We start from the raw sequence: 15664 nt of genomic DNA, 5'->3' as shown, positions 1-15664 counted from the left end.
GAACAGGTAAACCCCTCATGGTGGAAGAGAAGAAGCTCGCGGACTATCTGAAATGGGTCACCGCCGACCTGCGGAAGGCCCGACAGCGCATCGCGGAACTGGAGTCCGGCCGGGCCGAACCGATCGCGATCGTCGGCATGGCCTGCCGCTACCCGGGAGGCGTGCGCTCGGCAGACGACCTGTGGCAGCTCGTCGTGGACGGACGGGACGGCGTCACCGAGTTCCCCGCCGACCGCGGATGGGATGTCGACGCGCTCTACGACCCCGACCCGGACGTCCCGGGCACCACGTACACACGGGAAGGCGGCTTCCTCCACGGAGCGACCGAATTCGATGCCGCGTTCTTCGGCATCTCGCCGCGTGAGGCGCTCTCGATGGACCCCCAGCAGCGGGTGCTGCTGGAGACCGCCTGGGAGACCTTCGAACACGCGAGGATCGACCCGACCGCCCTGAACGGCGCCGACGTCGGTGTCTTCGTCGGCGCCGTGGAGCAGTCCTACCTGGGGCTGGCCGGCCCGGAGGAGTTCGAGGGGTACCTGCTGACGAGCAAACTCGGCAGCGTCGTCTCCGGCCGTATCTCCTACGCCTTCGGCTTCGAGGGCCCCTCCATGACCGTGGACACGGCGTGCTCGTCGTCCCTGGTCGCCATGCACCTCGCGGCGCAGTCGCTGCGCACCGCCGAATCGAGCCTCGCCCTCGTCGGCGGCGTGACGATCGCCGGAAGCCCCGGCGGGTTCGTCGACTTCTCCCGGCAGCGCGGCCTGGCCCCCGACGGCCGGTGCAAGTCGTTCGCCGCCGCCGCCGACGGCACCAGCTGGGCGGAAGGCGTCGGGCTGATCCTGCTCGAACGGCTCAGCGACGCCGTGAGCAACGGGCACCGGGTGCTGGCCGTCCTGCGCTCGTCGGCGGTCAACTCCGACGGCGCCTCCAACGGCCTCACCGCTCCCAGCGGCCCGTCGCAGGAACGGGTGATCCGGACCGCGCTCACCGGCGCGCGGCTGGACGCCGCCGATGTGGACGTCGTCGAGGCGCACGGCACCGGCACCCGGCTCGGCGATCCCATCGAGGCACAGGCACTGCTGGCCACCTACGGCGCCGCGCACGCCCCGGAACGCCCGCTCTACCTGGGATCGTTGAAGTCCAACATCGGGCACTCGGTGGCGGCGGCCGGCGTGGGCGGCGTGATCAAGATGGTCCAGGCGATGAGGCACAGGGCGCTGCCGCGGACGCTGCACGTCGACGAGCCGACACCGCTGGTCGACTGGTCCGCGGGCGCGGTCGAGCTGCTCACCGAGCAGCGTCCGTGGCCGGAGACGGGCAGGCCGCGCCGAGCGGCGGTCTCCTCGTTCGGGGTCAGCGGCACGAACGCGCACGTGATCCTGGAGCAGGCGCCCGAGGAGGAGAAGGACGAGAGCCCGGCGCGGGCACCCGGGCTCCTCCCGCTGCCGCTCTCCGCCAAGAGCCGGCCGGCCCTGTCCGCCCAGGCGCGCAACCTGATCTCGTACATCGAGGACAACCCCGGTCTGTCCACGGCCGACCTGGCCTACTCGACGGCCACCACCCGTGCGGCCCTGCCGCACCGAGCCGTGGTGGTCGGTCCGGACGCCGAGTCGCTGCTCGCGGCCCTCCGTCCGCTGGCCGAGGAAGGGGCTCGGACCGCGGCCGCCGTGACGCCGGGCAAGGGCGCCAAACTGGGCTTCCTCTTCACCGGCCAGGGCGCACAGCGCGTCGCCATGGGCAAGCGGCTGTACGAGGAGTTCCCGGCGTTCGCCGAGGCCTTCGACGCGGTCTGCGCCCACCTCGACCCGCACCTGGAGCACTCGCTGCGCGAGGTGCTCGAGGACGAGAGCCGTCTGACCGAGACGCGGTACGCCCAGCCGGCGCTGTTCGCGCTGGAGGTCGCCCTGTTCCGTCTCTTCGAGACGTGGGGGATCAGCCCGGACTTCCTCGCCGGCCACTCCATCGGCGAGCTGTCCGCCGCACACGTGGCCGGAGTGCTGTCGCTGCCGGACGCGGCGGCCGTGGTCACCGCGCGCGGCAGGCTCATGCAGGCACTGCCGGAGGGCGGCGCGATGGTCGCGCTGCAGGCCACCGAGGACGAGGTCGCACCACTGCTGCGGTCCGACGGCGCCGCGGCGATCGCCGCGGTCAACGGTCCGGTGTCGACCGTGGTCTCCGGCGACCGGGACGCGGTCGAGGAGATCAGCGAGACCATACGGTCCTGGGGACGCCGCACCAAGCAGCTGACGGTCAGCCACGCGTTCCACTCGCCGCTCATGGAGCCGATGCTCGAAGAGTTCGGCCAGGTGCTGCGCAAGGTCACCCTGAACGCGCCGAGCATCCCCATCGTGTCGACGCTCACCGGCCGGGTCGCCACGGAGGAACAGCTCCGTTCCCCGCAGTACTGGGTGGACCAGGTCCGGCAGCCGGTCCGCTTCCTCGACGCGACCCGCACCCTGACCGACCAGAACGTGACCGTCACCCTGGAACTGGGCCCGGCCGGAGTGCTCTCGGCCATGGTCGCCGAGAGCGCGCCGATCACCCCCGTGGCCGCGGTGCGCAACGGACAGGACGAGGCACACGACGCGGTCGCGGCGCTGGGCGGGCTCTGGTCCGGCGGGATACCTGTCGACTGGACCGCTTTCTTCGCCGGGAGCGGGGCGCGGCGGGTGGACCTGCCGACCTACCCGTTCCAGCGGGAGCGGTACTGGCTGAAGCCCGACGCGGTCTCCGGTCCGGCGACGACCGTGCCGGGTCCGCGGGACTCGCTGCTCCGCGTCGACTGGACCCCGGTAACCCCGACCGTACCGGCCACGCCGCCGGCACTGGCGACGCTGCGCGTCGGCGGTGTCGATCTCCCCGATCGGCCGGAATTCGCCCCCGGCGAAGTCTTCGACGAGGTGGCGGACGCGCTGGCCGCGCTCGATTCGGACACTCCGTTCGACGCCCTGCTCGTCCCGATGATCTTCTCCTCGGGCGGCGATGTGCCCCGGCGTGCCGAGGAGACCGCGCATCAGGCGCTGGCTCTGCTCCAGGCGTGGCTGGCGGACGATCGGACCACCGATGTCCCGCTGGTCGTCCTGACCCGTGGGGCCGTGTCCACCGACCACGACGGCACGGACGTCTCGGACCTCGTCGCGGCACCGCTCTGGGGACTGCTGCGATCGGCGCAGTCGGAGGCGCCCGACCGCGTCGTGCTCGTCGACGTGGACGAGGACCCGGAATCTCCGGCGGCCGTGCCGTCGGTCCTGGAGTCCGGCCGGCCGCAGGTCGCCGTCCGTTCCGGCCAGTCGCTCGTACCCGGCCTGGCCAAGGTCCCGCCGGGCGGTGAACCGCGGACCGGTGCCCAGTGGCGCTCCGGCGGCACCGTGCTGATCACCGGAGGGACCGGGGCGCTCGGCGGGCTGTTCGCCCGTCACCTGGTCCGCGCGCACGGCGTGTCCCAGCTGCTGCTGGTCAGCCGCCGGGGACCCGAGGCGGACGGCGCCACCGAACTGGCCGCCGAACTCACCGCACTCGGCGCCGAGGTGCGCGTCGTCGCCTGTGACCTCGCCGACCGGAAGGCACTCACCGCACTGCTGGACGGCATCCCGGACGAGCACCCGCTCACCGGCATCGTGCACGCCGCCGGCGTGCTCGACGACGGCATGATCCCGGACCTGACACCGGAGCGGATGGCCACCGTCCTGCGGCCCAAGGTGCATGCCGCGTGGAACCTGCACGAACTCACCCTCGACCGGGACCTGGACGCCTTCGTCCTGTTCTCGTCCGTCGCGGGAATCATCGGCGGCACCGGCCAGGCCAACTACGCCGCGGCCAACACATTCCTCGACGCGCTGGCCGGTCACCGCTCCGGACTCGGACTGCCGGCGACCTCCCTGGCCTGGGGACTGTGGGCCCACGAACGCGGGATGAGCGGGCACCTGACCCGTACCGAACTCGACCGGATCGCCCGCTCCGGCCTGCTCACCATCACCGAGGACACCGGGCCGGAGCTGCTCGACCTCGCGCTCCGGGCCGACCGGCCCGCGCTGGTGGTGACCCCCGTCGACCTGACCGCCCTGCGGTCCAACGCCCGGCGGGCGCCGCTCCTGCTGCGCCGGCTGGTCCAGAACACCGACGGAGGCTACGGCGAGTCCCCGGCCGAAAACGAGCTCCTGCCCGAGCGGCTGGCGGGCCTGTCCCCGTCGCGTCGGCGTGACGTCGTGGCAGACTTCCTCCACCGCGAAGTGGCGCTGGTGCTCGGGCACTCGGCGCCGGGCGCGATCGAAGAGCACCAGCGCTTCTCCGACTCCGGGTTCGATTCACTCACCTCGGTGGAGCTGCGCAACCGGCTCGCGGAGGCCACCGGTCTGAAGCTGCCGCCCTCGCTGGTCTTCGAGCACCCCACGCCGAAGGAGCTGGTGGAGCACCTGTGCACCCTCCTGGCAGCCGCGACCGGGGAGGCCGCTGGAGCCGCCGACGTCGACTTCACGGCCGAGGTCCACCTCGACGAGGACATCCAGCCGGCCGACGAGATCATCCGGGTGGCCACGGACCCCGCCGAGATCCTGCTCACCGGCGCCACCGGATTCCTCGGGGCGTTCCTGCTCCGCGACCTGATGCGGTCGACCACGGCCACGGTGCACTGCCTGGTGCGGGGTGGTGACCAGGCCGAGGCGACCCGCCGGCTGCACGAGAACCTGGCGTGGTACCAGGTCTGGGACGACATCGACCCGTCCCGGCTCTCCGTCGTCGTCGGCGACCTGACCGCCACCCGACTGGGCCTGACCGAAGGCGAGTTCGATGAGCTCTCCCGCCGGGTCGACGTCGTCTACCACGCCGGCGCGACGGTCAGCTGGGTGCGGCCCTACACCGCACTCGCACCGGGCAACGTGGGCGGCACCCGGGAGGTACTGCGACTGGCCGCGGCGCACCGGACGGTTCCGGTGCACTACGTGTCGACGACCGGGGTGTTCCCCGCACCTGGCCCCGATGCCGCTCCGGCCACCGTGACCGACCCGACCGGCCCCGGACACCTGCTGCACAACGGGTACCTGCAGAGCAAGTGGGTGGCCGAGCAGGTCATCGAGCTCGCCAGGAGCCGAGGACTGCCCGTCTCGGTCTACCGGGTGGACGTCGTGTGCGGCGACCGGGTGACCGGCGCCTGCCAGACCAAGGACTTCGTCTGGCTGAGCCTCAAGGGCCTGCTGGAGGCCGGAGCGGTACCCGAGAGCCTTGCCGGCGTCCTCCACATGGTCCCGGTGGACTACGTCAGCGCGGCGATCACGGCACTCGCGACCCGGCAGGAGACCGCGAGCCGGACCTTCCACCTCTACAACCGGCAGAACCAGACGTTCACGGAGTTCGTCGAGCACCTCAGGTCCTTCGGGTACAACCTGCCGGAACTGGACTGGAACTCGTGGTCGGCCCAGGTGCGCTCGGACAGGAAGAACGCCGTCGTCCCGCTGCTGGATTCGTTCGAGGGGATGAACGCGGGCAGCGGCACGACCACCTACCCGCCGATCGACGTGTCGGACACCGAAGACGCACTGCGCGGCACCGGCATCGAATGCCCGCCGATCGACCGGGAACTGTTCGACAAATACGTGAGTTTCTTCGTCCGTGCGGGCTATTTCCCGACCCGCGCGCCCGTTCAGGATGAGCAACGGAGTGACCACACGCGTGGAGAGGACTGATCGTGAGCGCGTGATCGTGCTCGGTGCTGTCCGGAGCGCACCGATGTCGCGAGGCTGCTGACCACCCCGGACCGGTCCACCGTCGTCGGTGCCCGAGTCGTGCAGGGAGACACCCAACGCGACCTGACCGCCGACCGGTCATGTTCCGGCTGCGTCCTGAGCTCACTCTCGTTGCCATGCGGTGAGGGTGAGTTCAGGGCCGAGCCGGGCCTGCCGGCCCGCGCTCAGGCGCCGCCACCGTTTACCGAGGAGCACGACGGTGTTCGCGCAGGCGCAGGGCGAGGAAACGCAGGCAGAACTCGACATGTCCGGGCCCGGCAGGTTTACAAGCACGCGAGGCCTCCGGTGGAGACGGTTCTCTTTGGCCGAAAGCCCATATACCTGAGCCCGTCTGCAAGGCCAACTACTGTACTGCCGCTGCAAGTTGGAAAGATCTGAGCACGGTCGGTGATATAGTCCTTTGCCATGGATAAGGATGCCGTTACCAAGCTGGTCGAAAAGTACATCGCGATGTGGAACGAATCGGATGACCGGGCTCGACAGGCTTTGCTTGACGACGTTTTCACTCCGAACGCCACGTATACCGACCCGAGTATCGCCGCCAACGGCGCCGCGGCTATCGGCAAGTACATTGCCACTGCGCAGAAGAACTTCACCGGGATGCTCTTCACCTATGGCACGGTGCTGACCCACCACGGCGCCGTCCACTTTTCGTGGCAGGTCGGCCCCACAGGTGGCGCACCGGTAGTGAGCGGGTTTGACGTCGCGTGGTTCGAGGGCGGCCGGATCGGCCGACTGCACGGCTTCTTCAACGGCTTCTGACTCCTTCGTGGAGCGGGACCACGGGGTCCCGCTCCACTACGACGGTGTCGGCCCGAATGCGCACCTCGTCGGGGTCGCCCCGGGGTCGCTGTCCTCCCCCGCCCACTACCAGAGCGAGGACGGGGCAGGCCAACCGGGCGGGGGTGCGGCGCTTCGCCGGTGAAGGCGTTCGTGATCCTGGACGGCGCCCTGCTGCCGGTCGACCGGATCGCCGCCGGCACCCCGTACTGCTCCGGGAAACACAAGCGCGCCACGGCATGAACGTCCAGGTCCTCATCGATCCGTTCGGACGGCTCCTGTGGGTGTCCCCGGCACTGCCGGGCTCGGCCCGTGATCTGACCGCCGCGCGGATCCGCGGGATCATCGACACGCTGGCCGAGGCCGGGCTGAAGCGTTGGGCGGACAAGGCGTATCAGGGCGCCGGCCGCGCTGTCCGCATGCCGTTCAGGGTTTGTCGGCCGAAGCGTTGGGTGCGGCGGCACAACCCACGCACGCCGGGATCCGCAGCCTCGGCGAGCAGGCCATGGCCGTCGTGAAGGGCCGGCGCCTGCTACTGATCCGGCCTGACACGGGTAGACGCCAGCGAGGCCACCAGCACGCCTTCGCGCCGGTTCGCTTCCGTTGTCAGCATGCGTGGACCGGGTCGAACGTCGTCGGCGAAGCGGTCACAGACCTTCTGACCGGCGGCTTCCGCTCTTCGTGGGCGTCGCGGTTCGGTGGTCGTGTCCTGGCCCGCGACCACCGTGGAGGCCGACGGTGACCACTACACCGACCGGCATGCCCTCCAACCCCGGCCAGATTCCGCGGCGTTGGACCAGTTGCACTCCCGGCGCGGTCGCTCGGGCGCGCGCGGTGCTGTGGTGCGCAGCACGCGCCGGGCCCGTACGAGCTGCGGCTGCGCCGTACTGCCGCCGAGCTGATCTGCGAAGTCGACGAGCAGGAGAACGGCTTACGTGGCTCCCCGGGCTCGGCAGCCGTGAGGTCGTCGCGGGTCGCACACCGTACCTCGCCGACCGCGGCCCAGAGTTCGGGGAACACCGGGACCGCGAGCGCGAGACAGACGAGCACTACCGGCACCGCCCGCACCGGTGACCCCGATGCGGGCGGTCGGACCCCACCCAGGAGCGGAGATCAAGAGCAACCGGACGGGAGCGGCCGGTGGTCAGAAGGAGAGCGCGAAGAGGAACGCGGTCATGAGGTCACTACATGAGCTCCTTCAAGGCGCCGGCGTCTTCAGCGTCAGGTGCGTTCCTGCCCGGAGGGGGAACCGGAGGCCGCAGGGACCCGTAGGTCCCGAGCACGGCGGCCACCAGGATCAGGCCGGCCACCCCCAGCGTCACACCATCCGGGTGGTTCAGCGGCTGGCCCCGCAGTGCCTGCCAGAGCAGCAGAATGAAGACGGAGGCATGCACCCCCGAGGCGAGCAGTACCAGGCGCAGCCGTACCCGTTCGTCGGTGAGGCGGGTGTAGCGCGGTGCGAGGGCGATCAGCACCATGACCAGCAGCGGGAGGAGTTGCAGCGCGTGCATGCCAACGAAGTGCGGGATCCGCAGATCGCCGCCGGTGGTCGACCAGCCGGTCAGCGGCATTGAGGGACCGCCGTCCGGCACGCCCACGCTGTGCGCGCCGACCACCTTGGAGACGCCGCTCTGCTGCCCCGGCGCGGGCCGGTCCATCAGGAATCCGACGGCGGTCCCGGCCAGCGCCAGGACGATGCCGGAGCGCATAGCCCAGGCGGACGCGCGGTCGGCTATTCGGGCGCGGAGCAGCAGCACGGCGAGGGCGAACGTGGCGAGCCACAGGAAGATGACCGCGCCGCCCATCACGTTGTACAACGCCTCGTCGAAGGGTGTTTCGTAGTTGAAGTGGCTGCGCTTCCCGCGTGCCGCCTGCCCGGTGATGATCACTATCTCGACGACGCACGCCACTGCGACGACCGTCCCCGCCCACCAGCCCACGCGTCGGCCGCGGGGGAGAAGCGACAGCATCCAGGACAGGGCGAGGCAGTACGCCGCGAAGGAGACCGAGAACTTCAACGGCTTGAACCAGATCGGCGCGTCCACCAGGACGCGGTCGTCGACGATGAGTCCCACCGCGGACAGGATCGCCATCGGCACCATCGCCGCAGAGCTCAGCACCAGCGGTCGATGCCATGACCGCCATGAGGCCGACGGCCACAACGCCGGCGCAGGCGACGAAGACGGAATCGATGAAGAAGACATGCCTCCCCTAACATTCGGACAGCGGAACCATCCGCTATCCGATAGCTCGCCGGCCTGCTCGGCGTCGGCGTCGGTCCCACACGGCGTGCGGTTCCGGGATCAACCGGATACCCGTACCGGCAGCCGCCTCGGGCAGATGATCTGCATCGGGTCTTCGAACTCCACACCGCCCGAGTGGTCCACGGCAATGTCGTCGAAACGGTCGAACAGCGCATTGAGCGCGATTCTCGCCTCCAGCCGGGCCAGCGGAGCGCCGAGGCAGAAATGGATGCCCTGCCCAAAGGCGATGTGTCCGCTGGTATCGCGGTGGATGTCGAAGCGGTCGGGGTCCGGAAAACGCAGCGGGTCCCGATTGGCCGCGCCGCTCCACAGGGTCACCAGCTCGCCCTTGCCGATCGAGTGCCCACCGAGCTCGGTCTCGGTGGTGGTCACGCGCGCCATCCTGGAGAACGGTGGGTACAGGCGCATCAACTCCTCGATGGCGTTGGGCAGCAGGTCGCGGTCGGCGCGCAGGGCGGCGTACGCCTCGGGGTGGCGGTCGAAGGTGATGATCGCGTTGCCGAGCAGTGCCATGGAGGCAGCGTGGCCGGCGAACAGGGTGAGGCCGATCAGGCCGATCAGATCGCCGTCACGCAGCGGCCTGTCGTCGATGGTGGCCTGGGCCAGCCCGCTGATCACGTTGTCGGCCGGGTTCTCCCGGCACCTGCGCACATGCTCAAGGATGTACGCGTTCATCTCCCTGATGGCGGGGACGACTTCGGATTCCATCACCTCCGGCGGCACGGTCGCCGCGTCGAGCGCGCCCAGTGCGTCGCCCCACGCCCGGTACATCGGCACGTCCTCGGCCGGCAGGCCGAGCATCTCGGCGACCACGATGATCGGCAGAGGGTAGGCCACCTCGGCGATCAGGTCGAAGGTGTCCGATCCGGACACACCGTCGAGCAAGGAGTCGACGGTCCGGGCGATCCGCTCGGACAGGCCCGACACCGCGCGCGGGGTGAAGGCGTGGCTGATCGCCCGACGCAGCTTCCGGTGATGAGGCGCGTCGTTGGTGACCAGATTGCCGGTGAGGAACAGGTCGAAATCGGGCTGTGGTTCGTTGTACAGCCGCACCGTGTCCGAGGAGAACGTCTTCGGGTCGGTGAGGACACGGGTGATGTCGGCGTGGCGGAACAACTGCCACCCGTATTCGTCGTCGTGATGTACCGGATGCTTTTCGTGCATCTCGCGGAACCAGGAGAAAAGCGAGTCCACGGGTTCGGTTACGGATTTCTCTGTCGACGGCATGGCTACCCCTGATCCGACTGCCACTGAGTTGTTGTTCACAGGCCGACCATGGAACGGTAGATCCTGCGATCGACGTTCGGCACCGCGAGGCCTCGGGTGTTCGGCGCGGTCGACGGTGACGGTGACAGCGTGGGCGAACCGGCGACCCGGAGCCCCGATTCAATGGCGCCGTCCATGTACCCGCTCCAGCCGAGGGCGACGTCGTCGCCGCAGAATTTGACCTTTCCGAAGGGTTGGCTGATCGCACGGTGCAGTTTCGTCAACTGGGAGGGCTGCCGGAACGCGGGCCCGCCGAGGGAGAATTGGTCCGCTTGCCAGTCGCACACGGTGTAACTGCGCAGTTTTGCCGACGGCAGGATCCTCTGCACCGCGGATTCGACCTGCGCGTGGTTGCCGAGGTCCAATGTGTTGTCGATGGTGAAGGCCACGACGGGAGCGTTCTCGTTCAGCCGGCCCAGGATGACGAAGGGGTGGTCCTCGGGCGCCTCGGCGATGAACCGGTCACTGGGGGTGGCCAGGTCCAGCCACAGCTTCTTCTGGCGTGGCACGCCGTAGCCCTGAGTGGTGGCATCCCGATACGCCTGCGGCAGTACCGGATTGAAGGTGATCTTCTTCCAGACGTTGACCGGCACCGCCATGACGACCTCGGCCGCGGAGTAGGTGACACCCGCTCGGGTGACCACCTTCACCTGCCCGTTCTGCTGGGTGACCGAGGCGACCGGGGACTTGAGCTTGAGGTCCGGCTTGCCGTCCGCCAGAATCGCGTTGGCCAGCGCGATGGTTCCTTGTTCCATGCGGTAGGTGTTGATTCCGGAGAAGCCCTCGTAGTTCCAGCCCGCCAGCGCCCACCACTGCGCCAGTTCGAGCAACGAGCCACGCGAGGTCGGCGCACCGTACAGCCCCGTGGTGCTGGTCATCCGGATTTCGTCTTCGGGCGAGTAGGCCAGCTGGTCGAGCCGGTCGCGCAGAGACAGCCGGTCCAGCGGCTTGATCAGGTCCTCGCGGGTGAAAGGCTGGTAGGGCTTGGGGAAGTAGTCCCGTGAGCCGTCGAAGAAGGGCGTGAACAGTTCGCCCTGCCGGGTGTACGCCGTGACCGGGTCGTATTCGGCGAACCCACTCGTGGTCGGCATGAGTACGCGTTCGGGCCCCGCGTCGGCCACGATCTTCAGGTTGTAGCGCGATATTTCGCGCCAGATGTGCGGCTGCTTCGGATCAACCCAGGCGCCACCGCGCTCGATCTGGTAATCATTGAACGTATCGGTCCACGTTCGCCCGCCGATGCGGTCGCGCGCCTCGAGCACGAGTACCCGGCGACCCTTTGCCCGCAGTTCGCGGGCCGCGATGAGACCGGCCAGCCCGGCCCCGACGACGATGGTGTCGTAACTTTGCCGGCCGGTGAAGTCCGCATCTTCGCTGGCATCGGCGAGCACGGGAAGGCCCGCGCCGAGCGCTGTTCCGGCGATGGCCAGGCCACCCACCTTGAGCGCGGTCCTCCTGGAGACCGCATGACGAGGCGCGGCTCTGTTTGTTTTTCCGTTTCCGTTGAACACGGATTTCCCCCGTTTGATCATGGAAGCGTTGGAGTGGTTTTAACAGAATTTCGAGCAAAGCCGGGACACCCGGGTCAGGAATTTCGCGATCCGGTTCCCGGCTTTGCCCGTTACGGTGCAGGGAAGAAATCAGGCGGAGGGCTTGCGGAACTGCTTGATCATCGCTGCGTAGCTGTCCTCGGCATTACCGTCGGCCACCGCGCGCTTCGCCAGCTCCAGGAAGAAACTCGGCAGCTCGGTGTTGACGCCGAGCGCCTGGCTCTCCTCGAGGAGGTGCTGCATCCCGCCCACGTGGACGTTGATGGTGGCGTCGGTGGCCGGGTACTCGTCGTCGTCGAGCTGCTGGGCGTAGGCGGAGGCGTAGCCGGATGTGACGTTGATCGCGATGGTGGCCAGCTCCGCGAACGTCGTCGCCTTGACGTTCGCGGTACCCAGCAGTGCGGCACCGTGCAGGAAGCTGTTCAGGACACCCCACATGATGCTCAGCACGGACATGTCGTACAGGGCGGACAGGCCGTGGTCCTCGTCGAGGTAGACCGTTCCGGTCTCGCCGAGCACCTGCAGGGTGGCCTGGTGCTGTTCGAAGGCGGCCTTCGGCCCGGAGTACAGCAACGTGGCTTCTTCGGTGCCGATGGCCTGGGGAAGGGCAAGGATCGCACCGTCGAGGTAGGCGGTGCCGAGCTTGCCCGCCCACTCGGCGGTTTCGCGTGCCTGGGTGGAGCTGGCCGTGGTGAGGTTGACCAGGGTGCGGCCCGCCAGCGAGGAGCCGACCGGGTCCAGCAACCCGTGCACGGCGTCGTAGTCCGAGACGCAGACGACGACGAGCGGGCTCGCCTCCACCGCGCTCTTGACCGAGTCGGCGAGGGTGGCGCCCTTGGCGACGAGCTCGTCGGCTTTGCCGGCCGAGCGGTTCCAGACGGTGGTCGGGTGGCCCTTCGCCAGGAAGGCCGCGGCGAGCGCCTGGCCCATCAGGCCCAGGCCGACAACGGTGACCGGTGACTCGGAGGCAGAAACAGTGGACACAGGTACTTCTCCGTACTTCGTGCGGCCTTCGCCGCGATGGGTGTGATCGATCGTTCGCCGGTCTCGGGCGGTGGCACGGAGACTGTGTTCGGCCCCCGCGCCCGGGCCATCGGTCAGCCCTGGTTGTCGTCCTCGGCGGTCCACGGGCCGCTGACACCGAAGGGGTTGTCCACGACATAGCGCCAGTAGCCGTCTTCGCCCTTGTGCAGCACGTCGATGGCCACGCCCTCCAGCTGCTCCGGCTGGCCGTTCACACCGAGCGTGTCCATCTGCCACTCGACCACGAGCATCGCGGTGTCGCCGACCACCAGCTGCTGGCGCACAGTCGCTTCCACGGAGGGCTTGCGGGTCTTCATGAACTCGACCACATAATCACGGCGGACCTGGCCGGAAAGCGGAAATCCCGGCTCCCACATTCCGACCGCATCGTCGACGTACATCGCGTTTACCGCGTCCGCGTCGCCGGAGTTGAACGCCCTTCCGAACGCCTCCTGGTGGTCTTCAATGTCCGTCACCAGCCAGTAACTATCTTCAGCCACGGCGCATTCGCTCCATTTCAAGTCTGCAGCACCTGCATAGATTTGCTCGCACGTTACCAGCGCGGGTTCCCCGCTCCGGTCTCCTTCCGGTAATCGCGCACAGACGTGCAGGACACCGATTTAATTACCGAGGAATGACCACTTGCCCTCGGCCTTTCATGAGGGTCCGCCAGCTTGCTGACCGACTCTCTTTCCCACATGGTGGCGGGCGCCTTCGCGTCACTGCCGCTGAAGCTCCGCGATCCTTCGCTGCGCGCCGCCGAGAGCAGGAACTCGACCAGTTGCTCATTGGTGATCCGCTCGGGCCGATCCAGGGTGACCGTCGTGGTGTGGCTCTTGCCGCCGGCCCAGGACGGTCTGCGGGCCAGCAGCTCAGGCCCGGCGCAGGCGACCACGAACAGCGGCCCCGCACCGGCGGACTCGGCCAGTTCCTCGACCGCGTCCAGGGCTATGTCGGGGACGTGGTGCAGATCGTCGACGCACAGCACGAGGGGGCGGCGCTGCGCGGCCTCCAGAAGGAACTCCCTCCAGACATCAAGGACTTCGTTTGGGCGCAGCTCTCCGGAGTGCACATCGCCGTCGCGGGCGATGAGGGCCCGCAGGCGGGGCAGCCGCTGCTCCACCGTCCGGCCGGAGAGGTACAGGGCGCGTACTTCGCGCTCCAGGGCGGCCAGCGCGGTGGCCTGGTCGTCCTCGGGCCTGATACCGCAGTAGGACGCGAGGAGCCGGCCCGGCACCGTCAGCGGGATGTCGTCGGAGCCTTTTGGGGCGCGTGCCGTCAGGAGGAGGGGCGCGTTCGGCTGTTCGGCGACCCAGCGCCCGAACTCGCCGAGCAGTCGGCTCTTTCCGGTGCCGGTCTCGCCGAGGACCGTGACCAGATGGGGCACGGCGCGATGCTGGGTGCGCTTCACCAGGCCGCGCAGGACGTCGAGTTCGACGGCCTGCTCGGCGGACTCGGCGCCTTCGGTGCCGGTGGCGCTCACGCCCAGGGCATGCCAGCTCGCGGTCGGCGTGTCACAGCGGCGGTAGCGGACGGCGTGTTCGCTCGCGCGGCGGACGGCGTCGCTGACCCGCACCTCGCCTGCGGGCACGTCGCACAGCAGTGCCTGGGACTCGTCGAGGACCGCGCCCACGGCGGTCGGTGCAAGGTCCCGACCGCGCCTGCGCAGCAGCACCTCGCCCGTGGTCACCGCGGCGTGCACCGTCGACCGGGCGGTCTCGGACCCCGATCCGGCCGGGACGTCGAGGACATCGCGGATCGCAAGGGCCGCGAGAACGGCCTGAGGGACGTCGTCCTCGTGCGGGTCGTCGAGCCCGAACAGGGCCAGGGACACGGAGCCGATGGAGGCGGTCACGGTGCCGCCGAAGCGCTCGATCTGCTCCCTGACGAGCAGCGCGGCCCCGTCGAGGAGGTCGTCGAGTTCCCGGTCGACGCCGCTGCCGAGCGAGGGCGCGATACGGGTGCGTACGGAGACGACGCTGACCTGGCGGCGATCGGTGCTCACGCGTCGCTCCGCCACGTCGGCACCCGACTCTTCGCTCCTCGGCCGCCTCGCCTGTGCCGTGGCTGAACGCGTCGTGTGCGCAGGGGTGTTGTCGGCTGGCGCGATGAGCGTGATGTGTTCCCTGACGTCGTCACCGTTCGCCGCGTACGGGGTGTACCGGGCCTGCGCGCGGTCGAGGGCGAGCGCGGGGTCCTGGGTGAGAATCCGCTGCTGCAGCCGCTGCAGACCACGGCCCGGCTCAAGGCCCAGGTCCTCGACGAGAACGGCCCGTACGCGGCTGTAGACGGTGAGCGCGTCCGCCTGCCGGCCGCACCGGTACAGGGCGAGCATCAGCTGACCGCACGAGCGCTCCCTGAGCGGCTCGGCCCGCACCGTGGTCTCCAGTTCCGCGAGGACCTCGTGGTGCCGGCCGCAGGCCAACTGCGCCTCGAAGTAGTCCTCCATCACATCCAGGCGGGTGTTTTGGACGGCGGCCAGTTCGTGCCACTCGACCCCCCTCTCCACCAGATCGGCGAGGGCCGGCCCGCGCCACAGCGCCAGCGCGTCGCTCAGCAGCGACGCCGCCGCCTCCGGGGAGCCCTTGGCCAGCTTGTCCCGGCCCTGGCCGACCCAGGTGTGGAAGAGGTGCAGATCCACTCGCTCGGGATCGACCCGCATCATGTAGCCGGGCGGTTGGGTCAGCAGCGCCGCGCCCGTCGGGTTGCCCGCGCCGTGTGCGGACGACAGCACGCCACGCAGCCCGTAGACCGCGTTCTGCAGGATCTTGCGTGCCGTCACCGGGGCGTCGTCCACCCCCCACAGGGCGTTCAGAAGCCGGCTGGTGGCCACCACCTTGTTCGGCTGGAGGAGCAGAAAGCCGAGCGTGGCACGCTGCTTGGTGCCGCCGAGTCCCACCGTCCTGTCGTTGTCGACCACTTCCATCGGACCCAGCAATCGGAACTGCATCGAATCCCCCGCCTCGCAACCCGTCCGTGTCCCGCCCCCAAGGCGACCTATCCGGCAATTCCGCTGCGCCGGTAATCCGCCAAGATCACGCCA

8 protein-coding genes and 1 pseudogene are annotated in these 15664 nt (G+C 69.3%); 3 read left to right on the top strand and 6 right to left on the bottom strand.

The genetic code is table 11. The annotated features are described in order from the left end of the window. The first annotated feature begins 20 nt into the window (after positions 1 to 20). The 3 genes and pseudogenes from ACFYWI_RS12995 to ACFYWI_RS12985 all read left to right on the top strand — a co-directional run. Positions 21 to 5678, top strand: coding sequence for a thioester reductase domain-containing protein (locus ACFYWI_RS12995; protein WP_389230087.1), 5658 nt, complete (start codon positions 21 to 23; stop codon positions 5676 to 5678). A gap of 465 nt (positions 5679 to 6143) precedes the next feature. Further along, entirely contained in the window at positions 6144 to 6500 is a 357-nt protein-coding gene (locus tag ACFYWI_RS12990; protein WP_389229797.1) for a nuclear transport factor 2 family protein, read from the top strand. 162 nt (positions 6501 to 6662) lie between these two features. Further along, positions 6663 to 7053: pseudogene (locus ACFYWI_RS12985) on the top strand (transposase family protein); the annotation flags it as partial. Positions 7054 to 7702: 649 nt separating this feature from the next. On the opposite strand, the gene ACFYWI_RS12980 reads toward ACFYWI_RS12985, so the two are convergent. From ACFYWI_RS12980 to ACFYWI_RS12955, 6 genes are all read right to left on the bottom strand, one after another. Next, entirely contained in the window at positions 7703 to 8620 is a 918-nt protein-coding gene (locus tag ACFYWI_RS12980; protein WP_389230084.1) for a hypothetical protein, read from the bottom strand. A gap of 201 nt (positions 8621 to 8821) precedes the next feature. Continuing rightward, positions 8822 to 10009 carry a cytochrome P450 gene (locus tag ACFYWI_RS12975; protein WP_389229792.1) on the bottom strand — a complete coding sequence of 396 codons (1188 nt, stop codon included), beginning with the start codon at positions 10007 to 10009 and terminating at the stop codon, positions 8822 to 8824. A 35-nt stretch (positions 10010 to 10044) separates the two neighbouring features. Next, positions 10045 to 11487 carry a flavin monoamine oxidase family protein gene (locus ACFYWI_RS12970; RefSeq protein WP_389229789.1) on the bottom strand — a complete coding sequence of 481 codons (1443 nt, stop codon included), beginning with the start codon at positions 11485 to 11487 and terminating at the stop codon, positions 10045 to 10047. Positions 11488 to 11688: 201 nt separating this feature from the next. Further along, entirely contained in the window at positions 11689 to 12582 is an 894-nt protein-coding gene (locus tag ACFYWI_RS12965) for an NAD(P)-dependent oxidoreductase (protein WP_389229786.1), read from the bottom strand. Positions 12583 to 12695: 113 nt separating this feature from the next. Beyond that, positions 12696 to 13121, bottom strand: coding sequence for a YybH family protein (locus tag ACFYWI_RS12960; RefSeq protein WP_389229783.1), 426 nt, complete (start codon positions 13119 to 13121; stop codon positions 12696 to 12698). Positions 13122 to 13174: 53 nt separating this feature from the next. Further along, a complete protein-coding gene (locus tag ACFYWI_RS12955) occupies positions 13175 to 15571 on the bottom strand; it encodes a BTAD domain-containing putative transcriptional regulator (RefSeq protein ID WP_389229780.1) in 2397 nt (798 codons plus the stop codon). Positions 15572 to 15664 lie beyond the last annotated feature (93 nt).

This window comes from Streptomyces sp. NPDC002889, from assembly GCF_042888425.1.
Classification (GTDB): Bacteria; Actinomycetota; Actinomycetes; order Streptomycetales; family Streptomycetaceae; genus Streptomyces.
The sequence above is the reverse complement of the archived record's forward strand: the minus strand, read 5'-3'. Positions and strand labels throughout refer to the sequence as shown.

Coding starts and splice junctions, on each gene's coding strand:
- ACFYWI_RS12975 (WP_389229792.1), bottom strand. CDS start 10,009: ATGCCGTCGACAGAGAAATCCGTAACCGAACCCGTGGACTCGCTTTTC.
- ACFYWI_RS12990 (WP_389229797.1), top strand. CDS start 6,144: ATGGATAAGGATGCCGTTACCAAGCTGGTCGAAAAGTACATCGCGATG.
- ACFYWI_RS12955 (WP_389229780.1), bottom strand. CDS start 15,571: ATGCAGTTCCGATTGCTGGGTCCGATGGAAGTGGTCGACAACGACAGG.
- ACFYWI_RS12980 (WP_389230084.1), bottom strand. CDS start 8,620: ATGGTGCCGATGGCGATCCTGTCCGCGGTGGGACTCATCGTCGACGAC.